Consider the following 26,671-nt stretch of genomic DNA (forward strand, 5'->3'; position numbering starts at 1 on the left):
CCCCCCGGCGGTGTTTACAGCATCGACACAACCCGCTTCAGCAGCCGGATCCTCGGTTCAATGGATGCTTTATCCAGCCACTCCGCCGGACTGTGGAAGCCCGCGCCTATCGGCCCCAGGCCGTCGAGGGTCGGAACGCCGAGCGCGGCGGTGTGGTTAGCGTCGCTGCCGCCGCCGACTGCCTGCCAGGTGATGGCGATCCCCTCTTCTTTACCCGCTTTTTCGACGAGCTGCATCAGCTGCCGCGTGGCTTCACTCGCCGCCATTGCCGGCTTGTGGTTAACGCGCGTCAGCGAGGTGGCTACACCCTCTAAAAAGCCATTTCTGCACAGCGCGTCCAGCGCCTGATTGACCCGGTCATACTCGTCGTTTTCCCAGAAGCGCACGTCGAGTTCGGCAAAGGCGCTGTCCGCCACCACGTTGGCCGCGCTGCCGCCGCGGATCACCCCGACATTGAGCGTGGTGCCGCGATCCCAGTCGGTGAGCGCGTTAATGGCGGTCACGGCGTGCGCCAGCGCGGTAATCGCCGAGCGGCCTTTTTCCGGGTCGTTGCCCGCGTGCGCCGCCACGCCGCTGAAGGTGAGGTGGTAGCCCGCCATGCCTTTACGCGCTTTCACCAGCGAGCCGTCGGCGCGGGCCGCTTCGCACACCAGCACGCAGCGGGAACGCTTGGCCAGCTCGCCGATCCACGCGTGGGAATGGACCGAGCCGGTTTCTTCGTCCGGGTTCATCGCCACGGCAATCGCGAGTCGATCTTTGTCCGCGGCGTCGAGCCCGCGCATCGCCCACAAAATATTCAGAAGTCCGCTCTTCATATCCGAGACGCCGGGGCCGTACAGGCGGGAATCGTCCTCGCTCATCGGACGCTCGGCCACGGTGCCGGGGGCAAACACGGTATCCAGGTGCCCGACCAGCAGCACGTCGAACCGCTCGGCCTGCGGCCTGTTGCTGACGAACACGCCGGGGCCAACCTTATCGCCCAAATCGACCTGCTCGGCGTGCCAGCCCTCGCGCTGCCAGAGCGTCTGCATGATGCCCGCGACGGTAGCCACGCCGGCGGTAGTCTGGGTGCCGCAGTCCACGTTCACCAGGGTTTTAAGTTCTTCAATATAGTGGTCAAGATTCATGGTTACGTCCTGTTCAGAGAATGATGCGCATCAGCAGCATGGCTAAGAAGGCGTTGATCACCGAGAGGGCGATCATCAGCGGAATGCGTCTGGCGCGGGTGCCGATCACGCCGAGGATGCGGCCCAGGTATTGCACCTGCGAGCCCATCAGATAGATCGCCGGGGCGAGAATGGCTAAGTGTTCCCCGGTCAGAATGCCTTTATCAAACAGGCCAATCGCCACGCCGATGCCGCCGCCCATCGACATCCAGCCGCCAATCAGCACGGCGGCGGCTTCGCCCGGCAGGCCGAACAGGCCCATCAATGGGGCGAAGATCATGCCCAGCCCTTTCAGGGCACCGGTGATCTCCAGCGCCTTGATGATGATAAACGCCATCACCACGTTGGGCAGGGTGCTGCTGGTGGCGATGCCCCAGCCCTTGCGCGCGCCCTCGACGAAGACATCGGTAATAACGGGATTCGATTGTGGCGCACTCATGCGGCTTCTCCTTGCTTCACGGCGGCGGTTTTTCCCGTCAACGTCAGGATCAGGCGCAGCAGGTTTGCGCCAACGATTTTCATCACAAACATCACGGCGATGCAGCCGCCTATTGAGGCCGGAACCGCCGCGGTGCCGTCAGCGGCGACCAGGGTAAAAAGGATCGCGCCCGAGGAGAAAAAGTTGGTGATCATCGCGCCAGCGGAAAACTGGAACATGGCGAAGACGTCTTTTTCCGTTTCGCTAATCTGCCCTTCGTCGGCCAGGTTGCGCGTAAGCGACGCGCCGACGTCGGTGCTTTGCAGGCTGCCAATAAGCGCCAGACCGGCGGTGCCGGGGATGCCCAGCAGCGGGCGCAGCAGTGGGGTTAACAGCTTGCGCGCCGCACGCAGCGCGCCGTAGTGCTCCAGCACGTTGATCATGCCGAGCGCAAACATGACCGCCGGAATCAGCCCGAGCGCGAACAGAAATCCGTCCATCGCGCCGCTGCCGCCCGCGCCGCGAAAGGCGCTGGTGGCGGTGGTTAACGTGCCGTCATCGAGGCTGGCTTTGCTGACAACCTTGCCGAACGCGCCGTTGAGGGTGGTGAAATCAAACACGCCGTACCACTCTTTTCCACCCAACAGGCCGGAGAAGAAAACGGCTGCGAAAGCCAGCGCAAAGTATGCGCCGGGCCCGACCTTATACTCCCGAGGTTCTGAACTTTTCATATCCTTTTCCTTGTAAATGCGCGGGTGCGCAGGCTCATTCTGGCGATGTTTTACCCAAAAAAGATGATGCAAATCATTTCGTAACGGCGTCACGGGATTAAAAAGATAAAAATGTGACCGGTGACGGAGCGGGGGAGAGGCGAAAGTGATCGGCTTAACACTGTGGTGTAAATCTCTGGTTTGACCACGCATTATTGCGTTTCAGAGTTGTTAAATTTTTCCGGTTGTTCTAGAAACAAAATGTAACATCTCACTGTTTCACAACAACGGATAACCACGATGAACAACTCAGGGAAATACCTTACATGGGCAGGGCTCTCCGTTGTGGGAGCTTTTGCCCTGGGCTATATCGCCCTCAACCGGGGGGAACAGATCAACGCGCTGTGGATCGTTGTCGCCTCCGTCTGCATTTATCTGATCGCCTACCGTTTTTATGGCCGCTATATCGCGAAGAACGTCCTCGGCGTTGACGCGACGCGCATGACGCCTGCCGTTCGCCATAACGACGGGCTGGACTATGTGCCGACCGACAAGAAAGTGCTGTTCGGTCACCATTTTGCGGCGATTGCCGGGGCAGGCCCGCTGGTGGGACCGGTGCTGGCAGCGCAGATGGGCTACCTGCCGGGGATGATCTGGATCCTTGCGGGCGTGGTGCTGGCGGGCGCGGTGCAGGACTTTATGGTGCTGTTCCTCTCGACCCGTCGCGACGGGCGTTCGCTGGGGGAGCTGGTGAAAGAGGAGATGGGGGCCACCGCCGGGGTGATTGCGCTGGTGGCGACCTTTATGATCATGGTGATCATCCTCGCCGTGCTGGCAATGATCGTGGTGAAAGCGCTGACCCACAGCCCGTGGGGAACGTATACCGTTGCCTTTACCATTCCGCTGGCGCTGTTTATGGGGATCTACATTCGCTATCTGCGCCCGGGCCGCATTGGTGAAGTGTCGGTAATTGGCCTGGTGTTCCTGGTGTTCGCCATTATCTCCGGCGGCTGGGTGGCGGAAAGCCCGACCTGGGCACCGTTCTTCGACTTTACCGGCGTTCAGCTGACGTGGATGCTGGTGGGCTACGGGTTCGTGGCGGCGGTGCTGCCGGTGTGGCTCCTGCTGGCTCCGCGTGACTACCTCTCTACGTTCCTTAAAATCGGCACCATCGTCGGTCTGGCGATCGGCATTCTGATTATGCGTCCGACCCTGACCATGCCGGCGCTGACCAAATTTATCGACGGCACCGGCCCGGTCTGGACCGGCAACCTGTTCCCGTTCCTGTTTATCACCATTGCCTGCGGGGCGGTGTCGGGCTTCCACGCGCTGATTGCCTCCGGCACCACGCCGAAGATGCTGGCGAATGAGAATCAGGCCTGCCTGATTGGCTACGGCGGCATGCTGATGGAGTCCTTCGTCGCCATTATGGCGCTGGTCTCCGCCTGTATTATCGACCCGGGCGTCTACTTCGCGATGAACAGCCCGATGGCGGTACTGGCACCGGCGGGCACCGTTGACGTGGTGGCATCTGCCGCACAGGTGGTGAGCGGCTGGGGCTTTGCGATTACCCCGGACACGTTAACAAGTATCGCTAATGAGGTGGGCGAGCAGTCCATTATCTCCCGCGCGGGCGGGGCACCGACGCTGGCGGTGGGCATGGCCTACATCCTCCACGGCGCGCTGGGCGGGCTGATGGACGTGTCGTTCTGGTATCACTTCGCCATCCTGTTTGAGGCGCTGTTTATCCTGACGGCGGTGGATGCGGGAACCCGTGCGGCGCGCTTTATGCTGCAGGACCTGCTGGGGGTGATCTCCCCGAACCTGAAGCGCACCGATTCGCTCCCGGCTAACCTGCTGGCGACGGCGCTGTGCGTGCTGGCGTGGGGCTATTTCCTGCACCAGGGCGTGGTGGATCCGCTGGGCGGCATTAACACCCTCTGGCCGCTGTTCGGCATCGCCAACCAGATGCTGGCGGGCATGGCGCTGATGCTCTGCGCGGTGGTGCTGTTCAAAATGAAGCGCCAGCGCTATGCGTGGGTGGCGCTGCTGCCAACCGCGTGGCTGCTAATCTGTACCCTGACGGCGGGCTGGCAGAAAGCCTTCAGCCCCGATAACAAGGTGGGCTTCCTGGCGATTGCCAACAAGTTCCAGGCGATGATCGACAGCGGCAAGATCCCGGCGCAGTACACCGAGTCCCAGCTGTCGCAGCTGGTGTTTAACAACCGTCTGGACGCCGGGCTGACCATCTTCTTTATGGTGGTGGTCGTGGTGCTGGCGTTGTATTCTTTGAAGACCGCGCTGGCGGCCCTGAAGGAAGACAAGCCGACGGCGAAAGAGACGCCGTACGAGCCAATGCCTGAAAACCTGGAAGAGATTGTCACCCAGGCGAAAGGGGCGCATTAACCTGTGTGCCGGGTGGCGGCTTCGCCTTACCCGGCCTACATTTCCTGTGAGATCAGAACGATGTTCGATACCCTTTCCAAAGCAGGTAAGTACCTGGGCCAGGCCGCCAAAATGATGATTGGCGTGCCGGATTACGACAACTACGTCGAGCATATGCGCGTCAACCATCCTGACCAGACGCCCATGACCTACGAAGCATTTTTCCGCGATCGCCAGGACGCTCGCTACGGCGGAAAGGGCGGAGCGAAGTGCTGTTAACCCTCTTTCGGTAAATAGAGGCTGATTTGCTCCTGCTTACAGCCGTAGAGCGCCGCCAGCTTTTCGCGGGTGCGCTTTTGCGGACGGGAATCCACCGCTTCCAGCTGCGACACGGCGGACTGGGTGATGCCAAGTTTCTCCGCCACCTCCTGCTGGGATAGCCCGCGCAGGATACGCCACGCGGCCTGCAGGCTGACGTTCTGCCAGGTCATGATGCTGCACACTTCGCCGGGCAATTCCACGTCATCCAGACTATCGTGTTCGACCTCAATATCCTCCAGATCGTCATCGGTTTCGTCGTCGATCTCTGCCAGCTGTGAGCACATGCGGAAGTATTCGTGATAAGGAATAACCACATACTGCGTTTTACCGTTATCGTCCTTAATTAGCTGAACAGCCATAGGTGGCTTTCTCCTCATGCAGGTAAGTCGTTGAAGTTCTGCGCTTGACGGCCAAAACATAACAATGGTTATCAGGCTCGTCCCGAAGCATATAGATGATGCGGTAATCGCCAACGCGTAGCCGGAAATGATCTTCAGTCGCCGATATTTTTTTGATATCGGGCCGGGGTGCCGAGCGGTCATCCAGTTCGGCAAGCTTTACCTCAATGCGTCGCTGATACCGTTCGTCAATCTTTGAAAATGCCTTCTTTGCACCATTTGACCAGACAATCTTCATCCGTACCTCCACTGTACGCCCACACAAAATATAAGGAAATAATAAGACTATTAGATAAATTCCGAATTTCTAATGGGGGTACTGTAGAGCGGAGAAAAAATGCGAGAAAGCGGCAAAAGGTAAAGCGTCGAGGCGGCTCGAAAAGGCCTCTGCCGGTCGACAGAGGCTTGCAGGAAAAATGCGATCAGGCGTTCAGGCCGCCGTCCACGTCCAGACCGGTACCGGAGATCTGCCCGGCGGCCGGGCTGGCAAGAAACGTGACCGCCGCCGCGACGTCTTCCGGCTGACCGTAATGGCCCAAAGCAATAAGCTGGCGCTGAGAGTCAGCCTGTTCCCCGTCTTCCGGGTTCATATCGCTGTTGGTCGGACCGGGATGCACCAGGTTGACGGTAATGCCGCGCGGGCCGAGATCGCGCGCCAGGCCGCGGGTAAGAGAGTTAAGGGCCGACTTGGTCATTGAGTAAACGGCAATGCCCGGCTGCGCCACGCGGTTCGCCAGACAGCTCCCGATGTTGATAATGCGCCCGCCGTCGGACATATGCACCAGCGCTTCCTGAATGGCGATCACCACGCCGCGGATGTTGACGTTGATCAGAGCGTCGATGTCCGCCAGGGTCATGGACTCCAGCGGGCCGCCGCGCGCGATCCCGGCGTTATTGACCAGAATGTCCAGCCCGCCAAGGGAACGCGCCGCATGGGTGACGGCATCCTGAATCGCCTGCGCGCTGGCGCTGTCGGCCTGCACGGCTTCGCCGTGACGTCCCAGCGCCTTTATCTCATCGGCGACCGCCTGGGCTTTATCGGCAGATTTTTCATACGTAATAATCACATCCGCACCGGCGCGCGCCAGCGACAGCGCGATAGCACGACCCAACCCGCGGCTGGCGCCGGTAACCAGCGCCTTTTTTCCTGTTAAATCGATCTGCATGATGACCTCGTGACGAGAGTGGTAAGAATCATCATTAGGTATAGACGGTCAGAACGATTAACGGCTGAAGGATTCCACTTTCTCAAACGCGGCGCGCAGAACGTCAGGGGTTAACGTAATGGGTAAATAGTGAATCGACTCCACCGGGCGCAGGGTGTGGGCAATCACCTTATCCAGCTCGTCACGGCTGTTAATATCGACGTCCAGCTCGCGAAGCGTGGTCGGCAGCTTAAAGCGCTGATACGCCGTCACCAGCTGCGCCAGCACGTCGTCCTGGCCGAGCAGGGCGCTTTGCACCAGAATGCCGTAGGCTACCTTGGTACCGTGCAGGTATTTTTCCGTCTGCGGCAGCACGGTTAAGCCGTTGTGCACCGCATGGGCCGCCGCCACGCGCGTATAGCGTTCGCCCAAACCCCCGACCATACCGCCACCGGCGACGATCGCATCCACCACGTCCCGAAACGCCTGCGTCAGCTTGCCGCGCTGCTGGTCAGCAAGCGCCTCCTCGCTGCGTTCCAGCAGCACGTCGCGGATCGCCAGCGCGCCGTTAATGCCCAGCCGGACGGTCAGGGGCAGATCTTCAGGCTGCGGGGCGAGGACCACCGCTTCGTACCACTTCGCCAGCGTATCGCCGATGCCTGCCAGCAGATATTCCGCCGGGGCGTTAAGGATGATTTGCGGCTCCACCAGCACCAGGAAGTTGGCGTCGTCGAAGATCTCAAAATGCAGCGCCTGACCGGCATCGTTGTACCAGACGGAGAGCGGAGTCCACGCCGCGCAGGTGGCGGCAATGGTGGGGATGCCCACGAACGGCACGCCCAGACGACGCGCCACGGCCTTGACGGTATCCAGCACCGCACCGCCGCCGACGCCAATCACCACGCTGGCGTCACTGCCGGATTCGTTCACCAGGTGGGCGACGTCGCGCTCGCTGCAGTGGCCCTTAAAAAGCAGGTGCTTCGCCCCCGGCGCGTGAAAGCTCTCCGGCAGGAAAGGGCGCGCGGCGTCGATGGCGCGTTCGCCGTAGATCCACACCGCCCGGGACAGCTGTTCCTGGCTAAAGAAGTCTTTCAGATGCGCAAGGCTTCCGGAATGGGAGAAGTAGTTCGCCGGGCCAGGCACGACGCGGATATCAGTGTTGCTCATGGTGTTGTCCTTTGTGGGAAGCGCTAACCCGATGTTATGTCTGGACATCCGGATGGCTAATAATATTTCGCTTTAACTTATGCCTTTTCCGTCGTTGTCAGTCAACCAGAGCTGTGAAAAATTCGATAAATCAGAAGAGTAATGAAGGATTTACGCGGATGGTTTCCAGTCGCCTTGAGATGCGCGGTATCAGCCTGGCCTTTTCCGGCTTTCAGGCGCTGTCACGCGTGAATTTCACCTTAACCGGCGGATCGGTACATGCGCTGACCGGCGCCAACGGCGCGGGGAAATCGACGCTGATGGCGGTGCTGTGCGGCACGCACGACCACTATGAGGGCGAGATAAGCATTAACAACCAGCCGGTGACGATCCGTGAACCGCTCGACGCCAAACGGCTGGGGATCCACCTCGTGCAGCAGGAGGTGGACGTGGCCCTGATCCCGGGGTTAAGCATCGCCGAGAACATCATGCTCGACCAGCTGGCGCAGCCGGGGCACCGCTTCAGCTGGCGCGCGATCCGCCAGCAGGCGAGACGGGCGCTGGCCCAGCTGGATGTCGCTCTGGACGTGCGCCGTTCCATCGACAGCTGCACGCTTGCCGAAAAGCAGCAGATTTTGCTGGCACGGGCGCTATCCCACCACTGCCGTTTTTTAATTCTTGATGAACCTACCGCGCCGCTGGACGCGCACGAGAGCGAGCGTCTATTTGCGGTCGTAAGACGCTTAAAGCAGCAGGGCATCGGCGTGGTGTTTATCTCCCACCGCATTCACGAGCTGAAGGCCATCTGCGACACCCTGACGGTGCTGCGCGACGGCAAGCTGATTGAGTCCGGCCCGATGGGCGATCTCAGCGGCGAAGCGATCGTCGAGAAGATGCTCGGCCACGTGCTGAGCGATATCTATCCGCCCGCACGACCGCCGCACAGCGACGAAACGCTGCTGCGGGTAGAAGGGCTGCACGACGACGCGCTGCTGAAGGATATCTCTCTGCACCTGCGTAAGGGCGAAATCCTCGGCATTGCCGGGCTGGCGGGTGCGGGCAAAACCGAACTCTGCAAGGCGCTGTTTGGCGCCAGCAAAAGCCGCGTGGCGCGCGGTGAGCTGAATCATCAGTCCTGGCAGCCGCGCGACCCGGCGGATTCCGTGCTGCGCGGCCTGGCGCTGGTGCCGGAGGAGCGGCGCAAAGAGGGCATTTTTATCGACGAGCCGGTGAGCATGAACCTGGCCGTGACGGCGGATAACAGCTTTTCACGCTGGAGCCTGTTCGGCCATCGTCAGGCGTGGCGCTGGGCGGAAGAGTTGATTGCTCGCGTCGGGGTGCGCGCGCGTGGACCGGGGCAGGTGCTGCGCCGCTTATCGGGTGGCAACCAGCAGAAGGTCGCCATCGGCAAGTGGCTGCGCAATGACGCCCGCGTGCTGATTTTCGACGAGCCGACCAAAGGCGTGGACGTGAAGGCCAAAACCGATCTGTTCCAGCTGATTGACGGCCTGGCGCGCGAGGGCAAAGGGGTGATTTACGCCTCGGGCGAATTCGCCGAGCTGGTGGGGCTGTGTGACCGCATCTGCGTGCTGTGGGACGGGCGCATCGTGGCGGAAATCGCCGGGGCCGAGGCCCGCGAAGAGACACTACTTTATTATTCAACCGGAGGAACGGCGTCGTGAGCAAGGCCCTTTCAGTAAACGCGGCGGCGTCGGGCCGTCAGCAGATTTTCGATTTTCTCTACAAGTGGGGCATGCTGCTGACCGTGGTTGCGCTGGTGGCCGTCTTTGGCCTGGCGTCGGACAGCTTCCTCGATCCAAACAACATCATCAATATTCTGCGCTCGATTGCCATCGTGACGGTGATAGCCATTGGCGTGTCGATATCGCTGACCATCGGCGGGTTCGATCTCTCCGTGGGATCGACCGCCTCGCTGGCGAACGCGCTGGTGATTTCGCTTTTCGTCTGGCACGGCTTCGGCACCACCGAGTCGATTCTGATCACCCTCGCGCTCTGCTCGCTGGTGGGGCTGTTTAACGCCTTTCTGATCGTCATCCTGCGCATTCCGGACATGCTCGCGACGCTGGCCAGCCTGTTTGTGATCCAGGGCGTGGCGATGACCTACAGCTACGGCGGGTCAATTACCGAGAACATGGTGCTGCCGAGCGGCGACATGGCGGAAGGGACCATTCCGGCGGCGTTCAGCCTGCTGGGGCAGGTGCCGACCATCGTGATCGTGATGCTGGTGGTGACCGTGCTGGCGCAGCTGGGGCTCTCTTTGACCACGCATGGACGACGCATGTACGCCATTGGCGGTAACCCCGAGGCCGCGCGTCTCTCCGGCATTCGCACCACGCGCTACAAGGTGGCGGCCTACGTGATCGCCTCCCTGCTGGCGGGACTGGGCGGCATTCTGCTGGCCTCGCGCATCGGCTCGTCGCAGGTGAATGCGGGCGGCGGCTATCTGATGGACGCGGTGGCGGCGGCGTGGATCGGCTTCTCGCTGGCCGGATCCGGCAAGCCGAACGCGCTGGGAACCCTGGTCGGGGCGGTGATTCTCGGCGTGCTGTCGAACGGTCTGGTGATGCTCTCCGTGCCGTATTACGCCATGGACATTATAAAAGGGCTGGTGCTCGCGGTAGCGCTGGCGATTACCTACATACAAAAACGCTGACAACACAACGGGATACAAAATGAAAAAAATTGCTCTCTCTTTGGTGGCACTTGGGTTATTCACCGCTCTGCCTGGCTTCGCGGCCACGCCCGCGCCGCTTCCGGCGGCCATTGCCAACCATGACGGCCCGATTCGCATCGCGGTGATCCGCAACCTTGGCTCAGACGACAACACCACGCAGTTTATTGCGGGGGCCATTCAGGAAGGGAAAAAGCTCGGCTTTAAGATCAGCACCTTTTTAAGCAACGGGGACGACGCTAAATTTCAGGACTTCGTGAACCAGGCCATCAGCCAGAAGTACGACGGGATTATCCTGTCTCAGGGCCGCGACCCGTACTCTACCGCGCTGGTGAAGAAGGCGGTGGATGCCGGGATCAAGGTCGCCGTGTTTGATACCGCCGTCAACGGCGAGATCCCCGGCGTGACCGTTACCCAGCAGGATGATGCTTCGCTGACGAACCTCTCCTTCGGCCAGCTGGCGAAAGATTTCAACGGCAAGGCCAATATCATCAAGCTGTGGGTAGCGGGCTTCCCGCCGATGGAGCGTCGTCAGGCGGCGTACAAAGCGCTGCAAAAGCAGTATCCGGACATCAAAGAGCTGGAGTCAATCGGCGCGGTCTCGTCTGACGTGCAGGGCGACACCGCCAACAAGGTGGGTGCTATCCTGGCGAAATACCCGAAAGGCAAAATCGACGCCATCTGGGGCACCTGGGACGCCTTTAGCCAGGGCGCCTATAAGGCGCTGAAAGAGAATGGCCGCACCGAGATCAAGCTCTACAGCATCGATATCTCCAACCAGGATCTGCAGCTGATGCGCGAGCCGGGCAGCCCGTGGAAGGTGAGCGTGGCGGTGGATCCGAAGCTGATTGGCGCAACCAACGTGCGTCTGGTGGCCAATAAGATTGCCGGAGAAGCCACGCCTGCGACCTACGATTTCAAAGCGGCCGCCATTCCGCAGGCGCTGCTGACCGCCCAGCCGGGCCCGGTGAACGTGGCGTCGCTGGGGAAAATCATTCCGGGCTGGGGCCAGACGGAAGACTTTATCGCGCCGTGGTTTGCGACGCTGGAAGCGAAGAATAAATAAAACCCAGCCGGGTGGCGGCTGCGCCTTACCCGGCCTACATTTCGCGCCCGTAGGCCCGGTAAGCGCAGCGCCACCGGGCGAAAGGAGCTCAAGGTGACTCATTTACCCCCTCCCGAATACAGCCGCAATATGCGGCTGATTGGCCATAGCGACCAGGGCGGTCGTCCGGACGGCGTGCAGCTCATGGTGCACCGCGGTTTCGCCTATATCGGCCATATGGTGTCGCAGGGCTTTTCGATTGTCGACGTGCGCGACCCGAAGAACCCGAAATCGGCAGGCTACGTGCCCGCGCCGCCCGGCACCTGGAACGTGCACCTGCAGGCGCATGACGACCTGCTGCTGGTGATCAACGCCCGGGATCTGTTTGCCGATGCCCGCTTTGCCGATGAGAAGGTCTACTACACCCGCCAGGTGGGGGAGACCGTCAGCGACGTGCGGGACAAAGGCTGGAGCGCCGGGCTGCGCGTCTTTGATATCTCCACGCCGGAGAGGCCGCGCGAAATCGGCTTTCTGTCGCTGAGCGGTATCGGTATTCACCGTATCTGGTACGTTGGCGGGCGCTGGGCGTACGTCTCGGCGCTGATTGACGGCTTTACCGACTACATTTTCCTGACCATCGACCTTGCCGATCCGCGTAAGCCCGAAGTGGCGGGGCGCTGGTGGCTGCCGGGAATGAACCAGGCCGAAGGGGAGAAGCCGAACTGGCCGGAAGGGAAACGCTACGCGCTCCACCATGCGATTATTGCAGGGGATACCGCGTACGGCAGCTGGCGCGACGGCGGCCTGACGCTGCTGGACGTGAAGGACCGCACCCGGCCTAAGCTCATTAGCCACCGTAACTGGAGCCCGCCGTTTGGCGGTGGAACGCACACCGCGCTGCCGCTGCCGGACCGCAATCTGCTGGTGGTGCTGGACGAAGCGGTGCTCGACAACCAGGAGGACGGCGAGAAGCTGATCTGGCTGTTTGATATCCGCGAGCCGTCGAACCCGGTGAGTATCTCCACTTTCCCGCAGCCGGATGAAACCGACTACGTGGCGAAAGGGGCGCATTTCGGGCCGCACAACCTGCACGAGAACCGGCCGGGGAGCTTTGTCAGCTCGACGCTGATTTTTGCGACTTATCAGAACGCGGGCGTGCGTGCCTATGACATCTCCAATCCGTATCGTCCGGTGGAGACCGGCGCGCTGGTGCCTGCCGCGCCGGAGAGGATGATGGATACGCGGCCAAATCGCCCGCAGGTGATCCAGTCCTGCGACGTGTTTGTGGATGCGCAGGGGATTATTTACAGCACGGATTATAACGGCGGGTTGTCGGTGATTGAGTATTTGGGGTGAGTTTTTGCCGGGTGGCGGCTTCGCCTTACCCGGCCTACATTTTGTACCCGTAGGCCCGGTAAGCGCAGCGCCACCGGGCAAATGTTCTCAGCTGTACTGCCGAACGCGCGCCACCAGATCTTCCACGCTGTCGATGCGGTCGGCAATGAGAATCAGCGCCTTGCCGAGCGTAATCGCGTGGCGCAGGCATTCGTGGCGCATGGCGTCATCCTGGATGGTGTCGATATCCGCGACGTGGGAAAGCCCGACGCTGCGGCGAATCAGCTCGGTGCCGCAGAAGCCAATGGCATCATGCCAGACCTTCTTCAGAAACGCGGAGGCATAGCCCGGCGCGCCGAGCGCGGCATCGCGCGCTTTCTCGTTTGCCAGCGCCTGAAAGCGCTCCGCGAAGGTGTTCCACAGCGCCTGAATATCGGTCAGGCGCAGCTCGCGCGCGGCGGCGGCATCGCGAATGCCCAGATGCCCCGGCAGGCCGCAGAAGTTGAGCAGCAGGTTGCCGATGGCGGTGCCGACGTCAAAGCCAATCGGCCCGAAATAGCCGAACTCGGCGTCGATGGCCTTCAGGCTGCCGTCCGCCACAAAAATCGACCCGCTGTGAATATCGCCGTGCAGCAGCGCCTCAGCGTGCGAGAAGAAGCGGTGCTTCAGGGAGGCTACGGCAATTTTCAGCTGGGCGTCGTCGCGCAGGGCGGCGACGTCATTTTCCAGCTCGGCCGGGTAGCTGTTGCGCTCGTGGATCTGGTACGGATCGTTGAAGAACAGATCTTCGGTGATCTCGCACATCTCCGGGTTGATGAATTTCGCCACCTGCGCTTTTTTCTCATGAGGGTGCAGGTAGAAATCGCTGGTGTGGAACAGCGCGCTTGCGAGGTATTCACCCAGCTGACGCGCTGCCTGCGGGTAATAAATGTTTTTAATCAGCTCGCCGCGCCAGATGCGATGGCTGGAGAGATCTTCCATCACCATCACCGCCAGCTCCGGGTCGAAGTGGTGGATTTTTACGGTGTGCTGCGGGCTGTGCTGGTAATGCTCGACCAGGGTTTCCGCCTCCAGACGCGCGCGGTCCAGCGTCAGCGGCCACGACTCGCCGACGCAGCGCACGTAGGGCAGCGCCTGCTTAACGACGATGCGGCTCACGCCTGCGCTGTCGAAGATTTTGAACACCAGATTGAGGTTGCCGTCGCCTACTTCCTGCGCCTCTACCAGCGATAACGGATCGTCAAGTCCGCCAAACTGCCTGGCATACTCCACGGCGTCCTGAGCGGTAAAGGTACGGTATTGCGACATGGCCTGCTCCTCACAAGATTGCTAATAAAGACATGTAGACGTCTATACATCTGGATTTCATCCTGACACAATGTGCTACAACAACGCAACAGGGAATTAACGACATGCAGACATTACAGACGACCAGCCTGCGGGTGGCGGATAATCAGCTTTTTATTCTCGACCAGCAGGCGCTTCCGCAGGAGAAACGCTGGCTGGAGGCCTCGACGGTAGAGACGCTGGTGGGGCATATCCACGCTTTAAGGGTGCGCGGCGCGCCGCTGATTGGTCTCTCTGCAAGCCTGCTGCTGGCCCTGCTGGCGGAAAACGGCGAAAGCCGCGACGAGCTGGCGATGGCGCTGGAAACGCTGCGCGCGTCCCGCCCGACGGCGGTGAACCTGATGAACAACCTCGACCGCATGAAGCTGGCGCTCTGGCAGGAAGAGTATGTTCCGGCACTGGTGGCGGAGGCGCTGCGCCTGATCGACGAAGACAAACGGCTCTGTGACGCGATTGCGAAAGCGGGCAGCGCGCTGGTGAAGCACGGCAGCCGCCTGCTGACCCACTGCAACACCGGCGGCCTGGCAACGGCGGGCGTCGGCACCGCGCTGGGCGTGATTGCCCGGGCGCATCAGGATGGGAACGTGAGCAACGTCTGGGTGGATGAAACCCGTCCGCTCTTACAGGGCGGCAGGCTGACGGCGTGGGAGCTCGGCGAGCTGGGCGTGCCGTATCGTCTGATTACCGACTCCATGGCCGCCAGCCTGATGGCGAAAGGGCTGGTGGATGCCGTGTGGGTGGGCGCAGACCGTATTGCGGCCAACGGCGACGTGGCGAACAAGATTGGGACCTATTCTCTGGCGGTGCTGGCGAAATTCCACGGTATTCCGTTCTACGTGGCCGCGCCGCAAACGACACTCGATCCGGACTGTCCGAACGGTGACGCGATCCCGATTGAGCAGCGCGCTGCCAGCGAGGTGACGGGCGCCGCCGGAAGCTTTGGCGCGGTGCAGTGGGCACCGGAAGACGCGCAGGTCTATAACCCGGCGTTTGACGTTACGCCAGCCTCGCTGATTAGCGGCTGGGTGCTGGATACGGGGGTGGTCACGCCGCAAGAGGTCGCGGAAGGGAAATTTGCCTGAGCCTGGCTATCCTTTAAGGGTCTCCCTTTAGAGGACATCATCGTGACGCTCGATCCTGAAACAGACTTAAAGATGGAGCGCGTGGTGGATGCACCGCGCGACCTGCTGTGGCTTTGCTGGACCACGCCAGAGCACATCAAAAATTTCTTCATCCCTGCGCCCCATAAGGTCACCGAATGCGACCTCGACCTCCGCGTGGGCGGGCGGTTCAACACCGTGTTTGAGATGGACGGGCAGCGGATGGATAACCGCGGCGTATTTCTGGAAATCGATCCCGGTAAAAAGCTGGTTTTTACCGACGGCTACACCGAAGGCTGGAAACCGGCGGAGAAACCGTTCATGACCGCGATTTTGCTGCTGGAGGATGTCGGCGAGGGCAAAACCCGCTACACGGCGATAGCGCGCCACCCCACGAAGGAAATCCGCGAGCAGCACGAGCAGATGGGTTTCCACGACGGGTGGGGGATTGTGCTGGATCAGCTGGTGGGGTATGTGAAGGGGCTTAACGCGTAGTGCGCGCTGGGGCCCTCATCCCGGCCCTCTCCCACAGGGAGAGGGAGAAAAAGATCACGCGAGGCGCGGATACGCATCCGCAATGGCGTCACCGGTAAACTGCGCCACCCAGCCTTCCGGGTTATCGAAAATTCGGATCGCCGTAAAGTTCGGCTCTGAGCCCATATCAAACCAGTGCGGCGTACCCGCGGGCACGGAAATCAGATCGTTTTTCTCACACAGCACCTGATACACCTCATCGCCAATGTGCAGGCAGAACAGGCCCGCGCCCTCGACGAAAAAGCGGACTTCGTCTTCGCCGTGGGTGTGCTCATTCAGGAACTTGGTGCGCAGCGCCTCTTTCTGCGGGTTGTCGGCGCGCAGGCTGATGACGTCCCAGCTCTGATAGCCTTTCTCCGCCACCAGCCTGTCGATCGCATGCTGATACGCCTCGATCACGGCTTCAGGGGCGGGATCCTGGCCTAAATCACGGTCAGCCGCCCAGCGTTCGAAGCGCACGCCCTTAGCGTTGAGCCGTTGGGCAATCTCTGCCGCGTCGGTGCTGTGCCACAGCGGCTGGCTGGCGTCTTTGTCGGAATAAAGGGTCAATGCGCTCATGAAGGGATCTGCTCCGGATTAATCTCGTCAAACTGGTGGACCTGATGGTGATGGCTCGCGCCGTCATCATCACCGCGAATCAGCTGCAGGGTGCGAAAACCTGCCCGTTCAGCCGCGTCCAGCTCCTGATGAATATCGGACAGGAACAGGATCTGCGACGGGGCGATGCCCGTTTGCGCCGCAATGTTTTGATAAGACTGCACCTCGCGCTTGGCGCCGATGTGGGTATCAAAATAGCCGCTGAACAGATGAGTAATATCACCTTCGTCGCTGTAGCCAAATAACAGTTTCTGCGCAGCGACGGAGCCAGAGGAATAAACATAGAGATCAATCCCTTGCGCTTTCCATTTTTCCAGCGCGGGCAGCACGTCCGGGTAGAGGTGGCCGGTAAAGTCGCCGTTCACATAGCCGTCGTGCCAGATGATCCCCTGCAGCGCTTTGAGGGCCGTGGATTTGCGGTCTTCGTCCATAAAGGCAAACAGGGCGTCGATTAGCTCGCTGACGCTGGCGTGCGGGTTGCCGATTTCATCACGCAGGTTGTCCAGAATGGATTTCACCGGCTCGGCGTACTGCTGCGCCGTCACGAAGGCCGCCAGCCGCTCGCGTGCGTAGGGGAACAAAACATCATGGACAAAACGAATATCGCTGGTGGTCCCTTCAATATCCGTCACAATCGCGCGAATCATACTCTCTCCAGTTGGCGTAAACGCATTTCACATTCAAACAGGAATTCCAGTCCTTCCAGATGACGGCGGGCTTCGGCCACATCGCGTCCCCAGCAGGTTAAGCCATGGCCGCGCAGAAGAAAACCATAATTAAGCGGACGTTCCTGCGCGTAATGGGCAATGCGCGAGGCGAGGGCGTCGATATCCTGGTCATTATCAAAGACCGGGATAGCCACCGTATCCAGATGCGTGGTCTGTCCGGTGAGGGCTTTTTGCATTTCGAAGCCGCTGATGTGGAGCTCGGCTTCTTTGACCAGGCGGGACAGCACCGTGGCGTTAACCGTGTGAACGTGCAGGACGGCGTTGGCTTCCGGGAACAGGCGATAAATCAGCGTGTGCAGACCGGTTTCCGCCGACGGCCTGCGGCCAGACGGCGCGCGGTTGGTGGCGATCTCGACCTGGAGAAAATCCTTCGTTGTCAGGCTGCCTTTGTCTTTCCCGGATTCGCTGAGCCAGCAGAGATGTTCGTCCTGACGTACCGACATGTTGCCGCCGGTGGCGGGAGCCCAGCCTTTGGCGCCAATCCAGCGGCAGGCATCAACAAGATGTGTGAGTTGCAGGTTGTCTGTCATTTCCTTTTACCCTCGCGGCCAGGAATATTCATAGCATATAGACGTCTAAGCGTCTTGATTGCCAAAGACTAACATCGTGTTATAGTGGCAGCAACAACAGTATTACAAACAGGCGCCGCGCAATGAGCAACAACCCATTGATTCCACAAAGTAAACTGCCCAACCTGGGAACGACAATCTTTACGCAAATGAGTGCTCTGGCGCAGCAGCACAACGCCATCAACCTTTCTCAGGGGTTCCCGGACTTCGACGGGCCGGCGTATCTGCAGGCGCGTCTGGCTTATCACGTGGCGCAGGGGGCGAATCAGTATGCGCCGATGACGGGCGTGCAGGCGCTGCGGGAGGCGATTGCGGACAAAACGGCGGAACTGTATGGCCACAAGCCCGATGCGAACAGCGATATCACGGTGACGGCAGGGGCGACCGAAGCGCTGTATGCGGCCATCACCGCGCTGGTGCGCGCGGGCGATGAAGTGATCTGCTTTGACCCGAGCTACGACAGCTATGCGCCTGCGGTTGAACTCTCCGGCGGCGTGGTGAAACGCGTGGCGTTACAGCCGCCGCACTTCCGCCCGGACTGGCAGGCATTTGCCGCGCTGCTGAGTGATAAAACCCGCCTGGTGATCCTGAACACCCCGCATAACCCGTCCGCGACCATGTGGCAGAAAGCGGATTTTGCCGCGCTGTGGCAGGCAATTGCCGAGCGTGAAATTTTCGTGCTGAGCGATGAAGTGTACGAGCACATCTGCTTTGCAGAAGAGGGGCACGCCAGCGTGCTGGCCCATCCCCAGCTTCGCGAGCGTGCTATCGCCGTCTCTTCTTTCGGTAAGACTTACCATATGACCGGCTGGAAGGTGGGCTACTGCATTGCACCCGCCGCGATTAGCGCTGAGCTGCGCAAGGTGCATCAGTACCTGACCTTTGCCGTCAACACACCGGCTCAGCTGGCGCTGGCGGATATGCTGCGCGCAGAACCCCAGCATTACCGCGAGCTGCCGCGTTTCTATCGCGAGCGCCGGGATCTGTTTGTGTCCGCGCTGAGCCAAAGCCGTCTGGAGATCCTGCCTGCGGAAGGGACCTACTTCCTGCTGGCGGACTACAGCGCCATTTCCGAGCTGGATGACGTCAGCTTCTGCCAGTGGCTGACCAAAGAGGTGGGCGTTGCGGCTATTCCGCTCTCTGTCTTTTGCGCCGATCCCTTCCCGCACAGGCTGATTCGTCTCTGCTTTGCGAAACAGGAATCGACGCTGCTGGCGGCGGCAGAGCGCCTGAGCGCGCTCTGATTACTTGACCGTCCAGGCTTCGGAATAACGGCGGTCTGCAAAGAGTTCCAGCAGACCGCTAATCTGCTTGAGCCGCAGGACCTCGTCGCGATCCATACCCAGTTCTTTGCCGATTTTTTCGTCATTCCAGCCAAGCTGAGCCAGTTCGCGGACGATATCGGACATCGCGTTAATCTGGTGTCGGCCTCGCGCCCGGTTATGGCGGATGGTCGCCGCCATCCGGTCGAGCTTTTTCTGCCGCGCTTTTCGCAGACAGGTTACCGGCAGGTAACCTTTGAGCTGGCGCTTTAATACCGCCCGGTTTGAACCAATCTCGTGACGGTGAAAGCCGTCGACAATTTCATAATGCTGAGGATCGCTCTCCGTCACCACGATGGGCTGCGTGAAGCCATCTATCTCGAGCGATTTACAGAGCAGACGTTTTTCCGGCGGCGCGACGTTATTGGGGTTGTAATCGTTCGCGGTAATCTCGTCCTGTTTGATCCACAGCACGCAGTCGACAGGCTGCTCGCGAAAAGGGCTATTTTCATGGATGGCCTGGCGAAAGGCATTGATGGCTTCAATGCGTTTGTCTTCGGGAAGAGACTGAAGATAGTGCTCCATCTCTTTAATCAATCGTTGCTGCATAAGATCCCCCATTCCTTGCGTTTTGACTTTATTCGTTCGCTGTAGCGCTGATAGTGCTTTGGTTTGTTAGGACTGAATGAAAGGGCGCGACACCAGTAGTCATTGTTGAGCAATACCTTGCACACGCGTCGCCAGGACGGAATATCTTTTGTCCCGATATCGGCTTCCTGGGTGTCCGGGATATCGTCCATGCCTCGCTTTTGATACCAGTGCAAATAAATCGCAATTTTATTGCGGTAATGCTCTGCCGTCGTTTGCGGCATGCTGTCGAGCAGCAGCATGGCGTATTCGCGCCAGCTGAGCGCGTCGGGTTTAAGAATTTTACGGTGGCCATAAAAGTGATTGTCCTGGCCCGCGTAGATCCCTCCGCTGTGCACGCCGCTTACCCGCTCGCACATCGCCGCCCAGCGTTCCGGCTCAACAATATGATAAAGCCACAGTCCCTGGCGCTGTTCCGGGCCAAACGGCTCACAAATGCGCATATAGCGTGGTGGAACGCCTGCCTGAAACATCAGATCGTAAAGGGGGTTGTAGCATCCGCCCGTTTTAGCAAACCATGTCCAGATATCGGCGGTTTTCCAGTCGTAAAGCGGATAGATGTACCAGGCGTGGCCGCCCGGGGAGGCGCTGGTCCAGGGTTTGTCATCGGCAAAGCGCCGCTTACGCGCGTTCGCGATAGTCAAAAAACGATTGTAGGATTCATCGGCGCGGATGCCGACCAACATTGCCGCCGGACGGTTTGCGGCAAACCAGTCTGAAAACGCGCGAACAAAAGCCTCAAACGTCATGCCCGGCTGGTAGAAATCGAAGTAAGCTGAATCGGTAATGGCCCCTTCGGGCGGCTGTCGCACCCACTGTTTGCCGGGCTCCCAGCATTGCCATTCGGGGTTAAATTGCGTTAGACCATTTTGCGTGGTGAGCGGTAGCGCAACCCACCAGCAGTTCTCAATAACATCGGCGTATTGCGCCATCATATTATTTACGTGCTGAATGGTATAAGTGAACTGCACTTCCCAGTCGATAAAGAGCAGAGAGATTTTCTTTCCCATTTTTCGGGCCTGCTGGGCCGTCAAATGCAGCATTATGGTTGAATCTTTCCCGCCTGAAAATGAAACACAAACCCTGGGTAGATTCTCAAGCGCCCATGTAATGCGCTCTTTCGCGGCCTCAAGGACATTTTGATTAAGCGGATACTTACACATTGACATAGCCAAACGCCTCCCTGGATATAAATACCTTATGGGTGTCAATAATGGAGAGAGAATAATAGTAGAGGAAAAAAAGCGCAGGTAAATGGAAAAGAGCAATGTTTTTGTTATCTATACATGGGGGTTATATTTTAATGAAAGGTTAAGGGTTGTGATGCTCACAACCCCGCTGGTTATTTTTTTGTAATTTGTTCAATGAATGACGAGAAAACCGCGTTGTTGAGTGCTGAGCGATTATAAATCATAAAGACCTCCATTGGAGGTGGCGTGAAGGGAACATTGACTTTCTTGAAACGCAAGACGTCTTTGTATTTTTCATATAAGACTTCCGGCACGTATCCGATTAAATCCGAGGCGCTAATCATGGCGAGAATGGTGGAAACTGAATCACAGCGGAAAATAACTTTTTTTTCGGCGTGCACTTCCTCAGTCTGGGCCTGGTAGTTCTTAATACCGGGTTCATCACTCATGAACAACGTAAACTTCTCTTCCTGGAGGTCCTCCATTGAAACAACGTCTTTGATACGAGGATGATCCTGGCTGCATATCAAAATGATTTTGTAAGATGCGTAAGGAACGCAAACCATTGAACGGTTGTTGATCGGCGCCATCGAGAAGATGAGATCCGCTTTACGGTACGCCAGCAGGTCTTCTGCTGAATCTGCGCTCAGCAGCATATCGTGAAGCTCTATCTCATAATTATGATTGCTCATTAATAGCTTAAGCGGACAAAGCAGGTTTTGCGTCGTCAGGATCTGCGGGCTATAGACCACAAAATTTTTCTTAAGCGTAGACGCATTCATGATGTTAATCGTCTGCTCAAGCTGATTGAGGTTTTGCTCAAGATGATGGTGAAGATTGACGCCCACCGTGGTGGGGGTAATGCCTTTTCCCGAACGGATAAAGAGAGGATCGCTGAGCTGGTTGCGCAGCCGCTGCAGCGATTGACTGACCGCCGACGGGGTAATGTAGAGCGTTTCTGCTGCCTTGCTGATGCTCAGGTGCTGATAGATACATTCGAAAATGACCAACAGGTTGAGATCGAATTTTTTGAGGTCGTAAAGATTTGCCATGTTTCATCCTGAGTGCGCTGCGGTTCGTTATCACATCACTGATAACTATAGAACTAAGTTAACCATTTACCATCCATGATAGTTAACTAACTTAATTGTTATTGAAAACCAACTTAATATATCACGAAAATAGATTAATGAAATAGAACTTCAATAATAATTAAGATATTTTTATCTTTAAAAAAGAAAATAAAATTGAATATAAATAGTTTGATTTATATATGGACAGAGAATTATCACGCGTTTTTATTTTTAGCCGCGGTTTCGATAACGAATACGCGGCCTGCACCGTTTGGTAAAACCTATCGCAGTCATAGATAAGATTACCCCTTGCATCCATTGCCCTGCGTCATTGCGGATGCTGTAATCAGGGGGCTGTTACCGCCTTGAGATCAAGGTATGTAGAGCGCAACGCAACGCCAGTTCAGGCTGGCACTGAAAGTTCCTGTGGAAAGTTCAGGTATCAGGGCCGCCCACCAGGGCGGCCTTTTTACATTTCGGCCTTCCATTAATTCAGTTCATCACGTTGTCTTGTTAGCGTTGTAAGGTTTGGCTGATTGATTTGATAAAGCATACGCATTAGCCCCGATGGATAAAGTTGGTTACCTTACATCTCAACGAAAACACGGAGGAAGTACAGATGTCTTTGATTAACACTAAAATTAAACCTTTCAAAAACCAGGCGTTCAAAAACGGTGAGTTCATCGAAGTTACCGAGAAAGATACCGAAGGCCGCTGGAGCGTCTTCTTCTTCTACCCGGCTGACTTCACCTTCGTTTGCCCGACTGAACTGGGCGACGTGGCAGACCACTACGACGAACTGCAGAAGCTGGGCGTGGACGTTTACTCTGTGTCTACCGATACCCACTTCACCCACAAAGCATGGCACAGCAGCTCTGAAACCATCGCAAAAATCAAATACGCGATGATCGGTGACCCGACTGGCGCCCTGACCCGTAACTTCGACAACATGCGTGAAGATGAAGGCCTGGCTGACCGTGCCACCTTCGTTGTTGACCCGCAGGGCATTATCCAGGCCATCGAAGTTACCGCTGAAGGTATCGGCCGTGATGCGTCTGACCTGCTGCGTAAAGTGAAAGCCGCTCAGTACGTGGCTTCTCACCCAGGCGAAGTATGCCCGGCGAAATGGAAAGAAGGCGAAGCAACGCTGGCTCCATCTCTGGATCTGGTAGGTAAAATCTAAGCCTTTCTTGCCTGGCGGCGCTGCGCTTGCACAGGCCTACAATAGCCGTAGGCCGGGTAAACGAAGTGCCACCCGGCATTCGATGGGCGCACCCGCGCCCATTTCATTCCAGCACCATGATGCAAGTTGCATTCAGGCCGCCCGCACAAGGCAGCTTGCATGATGACGTCTTAAGAGAGGGAAGAACAATGCTCGACACAAACATGAAAACCCAGCTCAAGGCCTACCTTGAGAAACTGACCAAACCCGTTGAGCTGATTGCCACGCTGGACGACAGCGCCAAATCGGCAGAGATCAAGGAACTGCTGGCGGAGATCGCCGAACTGTCGCCGAAAGTGACCTTCAAAGAAGACAACGCGCTGCCGGTCCGTAAGCCCTCTTTCCTGATTACCAACCCAGGCTCCGACCAGGGACCGCGCTTTGCCGGCTCTCCGCTGGGTCACGAATTTACCTCGCTGGTGCTGGCCCTGCTGTGGACCGGTGGTCATCCGTCAAAAGAAGCGCAGGCGCTGCTGGAACAGATCCGCGATATCGACGGTGATTTCGAATTTGAAACCTATTACTCGCTCTCCTGCCACAACTGCCCGGACGTGGTGCAGGCGCTGAACCTGATGTCGGTACTCAACCCGCGCATCAAGCACACGGCGATTGACGGCGGTACCTTCCAGAATGAGATCACCGATCGCAACGTGATGGGCGTTCCGGCGGTGTATCTGAACGGTCAGGAGTTTGGCCAGGGTCGCATGACGCTGACCGAAATTGTAGGCAAAGTGGATACCGGTGCCGAAAAACGTGCGGCGGAAGCGCTGAACCAACGCGATGCCTACGACGTGCTGATCGTCGGTTCCGGCCCTGCGGGCGCGGCGGCGGCGGTGTACTCCGCGCGAAAAGGCATCCGTACCGGCCTGATGGGCGAACGCTTCGGTGGCCAGGTGCTCGATACCGTGGACATTGAGAACTACATCTCCGTGCCGAAGACCGAAGGCCAGAAGCTGGCCGGCGCGCTGAAGGCGCACGTCAGCGACTACGACGTGGACGTGATCGACAGCCAGAGCGCCAGCAGGCTGGTGCCGGCAGCCGTCGAGGGCGGATTGCACCAGATTGAAACCGCGTCCGGCGCGGTGCTGAAAGCGCGCAGCATCATCATTGCCACCGGCGCGAAATGGCGCAACATGAACGTCCCGGGTGAAGAGCAGTATCGCACCAAAGGCGTGACCTACTGCCCGCACTGCGACGGCCCGCTGTTTAAGGGGAAACGCGTGGCGGTAATCGGCGGCGGTAACTCCGGCGTGGAAGCGGCTATCGACCTGGCGGGGATTGTTGAACACGTTACCCTGCTGGAGTTCGCGCCAGAGATGAAGGCCGACCAGGTTCTGCAGGATAAGGTTCGCAGCCTGAAAAACGTCGACATCGTGCTGAACGCGCAGACCACGGAAGTGAAGGGCGACGGCAGCAAGGTGACCGGCCTGGAATACCGCGACCGCGTGAGCGGCGACGTGCACAGCGTTCCGCTTTCGGGGATTTTCGTCCAGATTGGTCTGCTGCCGAACACCACCTGGCTGGAAGGCGCGATTGAGCGCAACCGCATGGGCGAAATCATCATCGACGCAAAATGCGAAACCAGCGTGAAGGGCGTGTTTGCGGCGGGCGACTGCACCACCGTGCCGTACAAGCAGATCATTATCGCCACGGGCGAGGGTGCGAAAGCGTCGCTGAGTTCGTTTGACTACCTGATTCGCACCAAAACCGCATAATAGAAGAAAGTAAGGCTACACCTGCAATAGCGAGAGGCCACCGAAAGGTGGCCTCTTTTTTTATCTTATTTTTATCTTACGACCATCACCGGAATGTGCGTGTGGCGGATCACGCTGGAGGCGTTAGAGCCCAGCAGATGGGTGGTAATGGACGGATTGCGCGAACCGATGACCACCACGTCGGCTTTCAGCTCGTTCGCCAGTTCGTTGACCGCATCGCGTACGCTGCCGAATCTGACGTGCGTTTTAATGCGTGAAGGGTCGATGCTGAAGTGGCTGACCATGGTTTGCAGGCGCGTTTCCGCTTCGTGCTGCAAATGCTCTTCGAAGCGGCGCACGTCGGCGGCAAAGCGGTGAAGGCTCAGGCTGGCGGAGCCCGGCAAAACGTGCAGCAGATGGATGACGCCGTCCTGCTGCGCCAGGAACTCCGCATGGCGAACGGCCTTGTCGCTCAGCTCCATCTCAAAAACATCAACCGGCATAATGATTCTCTGATACATACCCGTTTCTCCTTGTTTATAAACGCTGAATTCATTTAACCATAAAATACCCATGGTTTCTGTAAGCGCCCCGTCAGTTTTCTTATCTTGCCAGGATAAATCTCAAAAGGCCCGTATTCCGGGGCAGACCTTCAGGGGTAGCTACCCTTATACACTTACCTGGCACCTTCCGGAGGTCGCATGAGAGCACTGACGTATCACGGTCCGCACCATGTGCGCGTTGAGAATGTCCCCGATCCCATCATCGAGCAGCCCGACGATATCATTCTGCGCGTCACGGCCACGGCTATCTGCGGCTCTGACCTGCATCTCTATCGCGGAAAGATCCCAAAAGTTCAGCACGGCGATATATTTGGCCATGAGTTTATGGGGGAGGTCGTCGAGCGCGGCGCAGAGGTGAAGAATTTGCAAAAAGGCGATCGCGTGGTGATCCCCTTCGTCATCGCCTGCGGAGACTGTTTCTTTTGTCGGCTACAGCAGTACGCGGCCTGTGAGAATACCAATGCCGGGCAGGGCGCCGCGCTGAACAAAAAGCAAATCCCCGCGCCGGCCGCGCTGTTTGGCTATAGCCATCTCTACGGCGGCGTGCCGGGCGGCCAGGCGGAATACGTTCGCGTGCCAAAAGGCAACGTCGGGCCTTTTAAGGTCCCGCAACTCCTTTCCGACGATAAGGCGCTGTTCCTGTCCGATATTTTGCCCACGGCCTGGCAGGCAGCAAAGAATGCGCAGATTGAAAAAGGCTCAAGCGTAGCGGTCTTCGGGGCCGGGCCGGTGGGGTTACTGACCATCGCCTGCGCGCGGCTGTTAGGGGCAGAGCAGATCTTCGTTGTCGATCATCACCCGTACCGTTTGCGATTTGCCGAGGCGCGCTATGGCGCAATCCCCATCAACTTTGATGAAGATAATGACGCCGCGGAAAAAATCATTGAGCAGACCGCTGGCCAGCGCGGCGTTGACGCCGTGATTGATGCCGTAGGGTTCGAAGCAAAAGGCAGTACTACGGAAACGATCCTCAGCAACCTTAAGCTTGAAGGCAGCAGCGGCAAAGCGTTGCGCCAGTGCATTGCGGCCGTTCGTCGCGGTGGGGTGGTTAGCGTACCCGGCGTGTACGCCGGGTTTATCCATGGCTTCCTGTTTGGCGATGCGTTTGACAAGGGGCTGACGTTTAAGATGGGCCAGACCCACGTCCACGCCTGGCTGGGCGAACTTTTACCGCTGATTGAAAAAGGGCTGCTGACGCCGGAAGAGATCGTGACCCATTATCTCCCTCTTGCTGACGCGGAACGCGCCTACAAGGTATTCGAAAAACGCGAGGAGGAGTGCCGGAAGGTGATTCTGGTCCCCGGAGCAGACACACCCGAAGCCGCAGAGCAGAAGGTTAAGGGGCTGGTGAATGCCTTCCCGGGTGGGGTTGCATGAGAATGA

At 58.5% G+C, this 26,671-nt stretch carries 27 protein-coding genes; 12 read left to right on the top strand and 15 right to left on the bottom strand.

The window, feature by feature from the left end; genetic code table 11:
- Window positions 1-14: 14 nt before the first annotated feature.
- The 3 genes from ACMWKK_RS05420 to ACMWKK_RS05430 are packed head-to-tail and all read right to left on the bottom strand — an operon-like array spanning window position 15 to window position 2,315.
- Window positions 15-1,127: a M20 family metallopeptidase gene (locus ACMWKK_RS05420; protein ID WP_045325680.1), complete on the bottom strand. Its 1,113-nt coding sequence runs from the start codon at window positions 1,125-1,127 to the stop codon at window positions 15-17.
- Between the two features lie 13 nt (window positions 1,128-1,140).
- Window positions 1,141-1,605: a YjiG family protein gene (locus ACMWKK_RS05425; RefSeq protein ID WP_045325682.1), complete on the bottom strand. Its 465-nt coding sequence runs from the start codon at window positions 1,603-1,605 to the stop codon at window positions 1,141-1,143.
- Entirely contained in the window at window positions 1,602-2,315 is a 714-nt protein-coding gene (locus tag ACMWKK_RS05430) for a nucleoside recognition domain-containing protein (RefSeq protein ID WP_045325683.1), read from the bottom strand. The genes ACMWKK_RS05425 and ACMWKK_RS05430 overlap by 4 nt, the downstream gene beginning before the upstream one ends.
- Window positions 2,316-2,594: 279 nt before the next feature.
- On the opposite strand from ACMWKK_RS05430, the gene cstA reads away from it, so the two are divergent.
- Together cstA and ACMWKK_RS05440 are read left to right on the top strand one after the other, a co-directional pair.
- Window positions 2,595-4,700: a pyruvate/proton symporter CstA gene (gene cstA, locus ACMWKK_RS05435; protein WP_112781754.1), complete on the top strand. Its 2,106-nt coding sequence runs from the start codon at window positions 2,595-2,597 to the stop codon at window positions 4,698-4,700.
- Window positions 4,701-4,760: 60 nt separating this feature from the next.
- Window positions 4,761-4,958, top strand: coding sequence for a YbdD/YjiX family protein (locus tag ACMWKK_RS05440; protein WP_014169079.1), 198 nt, complete (start codon window positions 4,761-4,763; stop codon window positions 4,956-4,958).
- Here the strand turns inward: ACMWKK_RS05440 and ACMWKK_RS05445 are convergent.
- The 4 genes from ACMWKK_RS05445 to ACMWKK_RS05460 all read right to left on the bottom strand — a co-directional run bounded on the left by ACMWKK_RS05445 (window position 4,955) and on the right by ACMWKK_RS05460 (window position 7,710).
- Complete coding sequence (locus tag ACMWKK_RS05445) at window positions 4,955-5,359, bottom strand: helix-turn-helix domain-containing protein (RefSeq protein ID WP_112781755.1); 405 nt, start codon at window positions 5,357-5,359, stop codon at window positions 4,955-4,957. The two genes, ACMWKK_RS05440 and ACMWKK_RS05445, sit on opposite strands and share 4 nt — an antisense overlap.
- Window positions 5,340-5,636: a type II toxin-antitoxin system RelE family toxin gene (locus ACMWKK_RS05450; RefSeq protein WP_112781756.1), complete on the bottom strand. Its 297-nt coding sequence runs from the start codon at window positions 5,634-5,636 to the stop codon at window positions 5,340-5,342. The genes ACMWKK_RS05445 and ACMWKK_RS05450 overlap by 20 nt, the downstream gene beginning before the upstream one ends.
- A gap of 184 nt (window positions 5,637-5,820) precedes the next feature.
- Window positions 5,821-6,564, bottom strand: coding sequence for an SDR family NAD(P)-dependent oxidoreductase (locus ACMWKK_RS05455; RefSeq protein WP_032638782.1), 744 nt, complete (start codon window positions 6,562-6,564; stop codon window positions 5,821-5,823).
- 57 nt (window positions 6,565-6,621) lie between these two features.
- The gene (locus ACMWKK_RS05460) at window positions 6,622-7,710 is read right to left on the bottom strand and encodes an oxidoreductase (RefSeq protein WP_112781757.1); all 1,089 of its coding nucleotides are present in this window, start codon (window positions 7,708-7,710) and stop codon (window positions 6,622-6,624) included.
- A gap of 158 nt (window positions 7,711-7,868) precedes the next feature.
- Here ACMWKK_RS05460 and ACMWKK_RS05465 point away from each other — a divergent pair, with 158 nt between their 5' ends.
- From ACMWKK_RS05465 to ACMWKK_RS05480, 4 genes are all read left to right on the top strand, one after another.
- Complete coding sequence (locus tag ACMWKK_RS05465; protein WP_406542761.1) at window positions 7,869-9,371, top strand: sugar ABC transporter ATP-binding protein; 1,503 nt, start codon at window positions 7,869-7,871, stop codon at window positions 9,369-9,371.
- Complete coding sequence (locus tag ACMWKK_RS05470; RefSeq protein WP_112781759.1) at window positions 9,368-10,363, top strand: ABC transporter permease; 996 nt, start codon at window positions 9,368-9,370, stop codon at window positions 10,361-10,363. The genes ACMWKK_RS05465 and ACMWKK_RS05470 overlap by 4 nt, the downstream gene beginning before the upstream one ends.
- 19 nt (window positions 10,364-10,382) lie before the next feature.
- Window positions 10,383-11,447, top strand: coding sequence for a sugar ABC transporter substrate-binding protein (locus tag ACMWKK_RS05475; protein ID WP_112781760.1), 1,065 nt, complete (start codon window positions 10,383-10,385; stop codon window positions 11,445-11,447).
- A 93-nt stretch (window positions 11,448-11,540) separates the two neighbouring features.
- Window positions 11,541-12,782, top strand: a complete 1,242-nt coding sequence (locus ACMWKK_RS05480; protein WP_181663684.1) for an LVIVD repeat-containing protein — start codon at window positions 11,541-11,543, stop codon at window positions 12,780-12,782.
- Window positions 12,783-12,869: 87 nt separating this feature from the next.
- Here ACMWKK_RS05480 and mtnK read toward each other — a convergent pair whose 3' ends face one another.
- Window positions 12,870-14,069: an S-methyl-5-thioribose kinase gene (gene mtnK, locus ACMWKK_RS05485; protein ID WP_112781762.1), complete on the bottom strand. Its 1,200-nt coding sequence runs from the start codon at window positions 14,067-14,069 to the stop codon at window positions 12,870-12,872.
- A gap of 104 nt (window positions 14,070-14,173) precedes the next feature.
- Between mtnK and mtnA the strand changes: the two genes are divergently transcribed.
- Together mtnA and ACMWKK_RS05495 are read left to right on the top strand one after the other, a co-directional pair.
- Window positions 14,174-15,190 carry an S-methyl-5-thioribose-1-phosphate isomerase gene (gene mtnA / locus ACMWKK_RS05490; protein ID WP_112781763.1) on the top strand — a complete coding sequence of 339 codons (1,017 nt, stop codon included), beginning with the start codon at window positions 14,174-14,176 and terminating at the stop codon, window positions 15,188-15,190.
- Window positions 15,191-15,232: 42 nt separating this feature from the next.
- Window positions 15,233-15,703, top strand: coding sequence for an SRPBCC family protein (locus ACMWKK_RS05495; protein ID WP_112781764.1), 471 nt, complete (start codon window positions 15,233-15,235; stop codon window positions 15,701-15,703).
- Window positions 15,704-15,757: 54 nt separating this feature from the next.
- Here ACMWKK_RS05495 and ACMWKK_RS05500 read toward each other — a convergent pair whose 3' ends face one another.
- Genes ACMWKK_RS05500 through ACMWKK_RS05510 form a run of 3 tightly spaced genes read right to left on the bottom strand, consistent with a single transcriptional unit; the run spans window position 15,758 to window position 17,597 of the window.
- On the bottom strand, window positions 15,758-16,300 hold the full coding sequence (locus tag ACMWKK_RS05500; RefSeq protein WP_112781765.1) for a 1,2-dihydroxy-3-keto-5-methylthiopentene dioxygenase: 543 nt from the start codon (window positions 16,298-16,300) through the stop codon (window positions 15,758-15,760).
- On the bottom strand, window positions 16,297-16,986 hold the full coding sequence (mtnC, locus tag ACMWKK_RS05505) for an acireductone synthase (protein ID WP_045325713.1): 690 nt from the start codon (window positions 16,984-16,986) through the stop codon (window positions 16,297-16,299). Before mtnC ends, ACMWKK_RS05500 begins: the two co-directional genes overlap by 4 nt.
- A complete protein-coding gene (locus tag ACMWKK_RS05510; protein WP_112781766.1) occupies window positions 16,983-17,597 on the bottom strand; it encodes a methylthioribulose 1-phosphate dehydratase in 615 nt (204 codons plus the stop codon). The genes mtnC and ACMWKK_RS05510 overlap by 4 nt, the downstream gene beginning before the upstream one ends.
- A 122-nt stretch (window positions 17,598-17,719) precedes the next feature.
- Between ACMWKK_RS05510 and ACMWKK_RS05515 the strand changes: the two genes are divergently transcribed.
- Complete coding sequence (locus tag ACMWKK_RS05515; RefSeq protein ID WP_112781767.1) at window positions 17,720-18,880, top strand: pyridoxal phosphate-dependent aminotransferase; 1,161 nt, start codon at window positions 17,720-17,722, stop codon at window positions 18,878-18,880.
- Here ACMWKK_RS05515 and ACMWKK_RS05520 read toward each other — a convergent pair whose 3' ends face one another.
- The 3 genes from ACMWKK_RS05520 to citR form a co-directional block, all read right to left on the bottom strand.
- Window positions 18,881-19,507, bottom strand: a complete 627-nt coding sequence (locus ACMWKK_RS05520) for an IbrB-like domain-containing protein (protein ID WP_045325719.1) — start codon at window positions 19,505-19,507, stop codon at window positions 18,881-18,883.
- A complete protein-coding gene (locus ACMWKK_RS05525; RefSeq protein ID WP_045325720.1) occupies window positions 19,492-20,715 on the bottom strand; it encodes a phosphoadenosine phosphosulfate reductase in 1,224 nt (407 codons plus the stop codon). Before ACMWKK_RS05525 ends, ACMWKK_RS05520 begins: the two co-directional genes overlap by 16 nt.
- 173 nt (window positions 20,716-20,888) lie before the next feature.
- Window positions 20,889-21,788, bottom strand: coding sequence for a DNA-binding transcriptional repressor CitR (citR, locus tag ACMWKK_RS05530; RefSeq protein ID WP_112781768.1), 900 nt, complete (start codon window positions 21,786-21,788; stop codon window positions 20,889-20,891).
- 640 nt (window positions 21,789-22,428) lie between these two features.
- On the opposite strand from citR, the gene ahpC reads away from it, so the two are divergent.
- Window positions 22,429-22,992, top strand: coding sequence for an alkyl hydroperoxide reductase subunit C (ahpC, locus tag ACMWKK_RS05535; protein ID WP_008501015.1), 564 nt, complete (start codon window positions 22,429-22,431; stop codon window positions 22,990-22,992).
- Between the two features lie 188 nt (window positions 22,993-23,180).
- Window positions 23,181-24,746 carry an alkyl hydroperoxide reductase subunit F gene (gene ahpF, locus ACMWKK_RS05540; protein WP_112781769.1) on the top strand — a complete coding sequence of 522 codons (1,566 nt, stop codon included), beginning with the start codon at window positions 23,181-23,183 and terminating at the stop codon, window positions 24,744-24,746.
- A 71-nt stretch (window positions 24,747-24,817) separates the two neighbouring features.
- On the opposite strand, the gene uspG is transcribed toward ahpF, so the two are convergent.
- Window positions 24,818-25,246 carry a universal stress protein UspG gene (uspG, locus tag ACMWKK_RS05545; RefSeq protein ID WP_023310731.1) on the bottom strand — a complete coding sequence of 143 codons (429 nt, stop codon included), beginning with the start codon at window positions 25,244-25,246 and terminating at the stop codon, window positions 24,818-24,820.
- Window positions 25,247-25,426: 180 nt separating this feature from the next.
- On the opposite strand from uspG, the gene ACMWKK_RS05550 reads away from it, so the two are divergent.
- On the top strand, window positions 25,427-26,665 hold the full coding sequence (locus ACMWKK_RS05550; protein ID WP_112781770.1) for a zinc-dependent alcohol dehydrogenase: 1,239 nt from the start codon (window positions 25,427-25,429) through the stop codon (window positions 26,663-26,665).
- Window positions 26,666-26,671 lie beyond the last annotated feature (6 nt).

It is taken from the genome of Enterobacter sp. 01-M-03-SI-ECC, from assembly GCF_047530215.1.
GTDB lineage: Bacteria > Pseudomonadota > Gammaproteobacteria > Enterobacterales > Enterobacteriaceae > Enterobacter > Enterobacter chengduensis.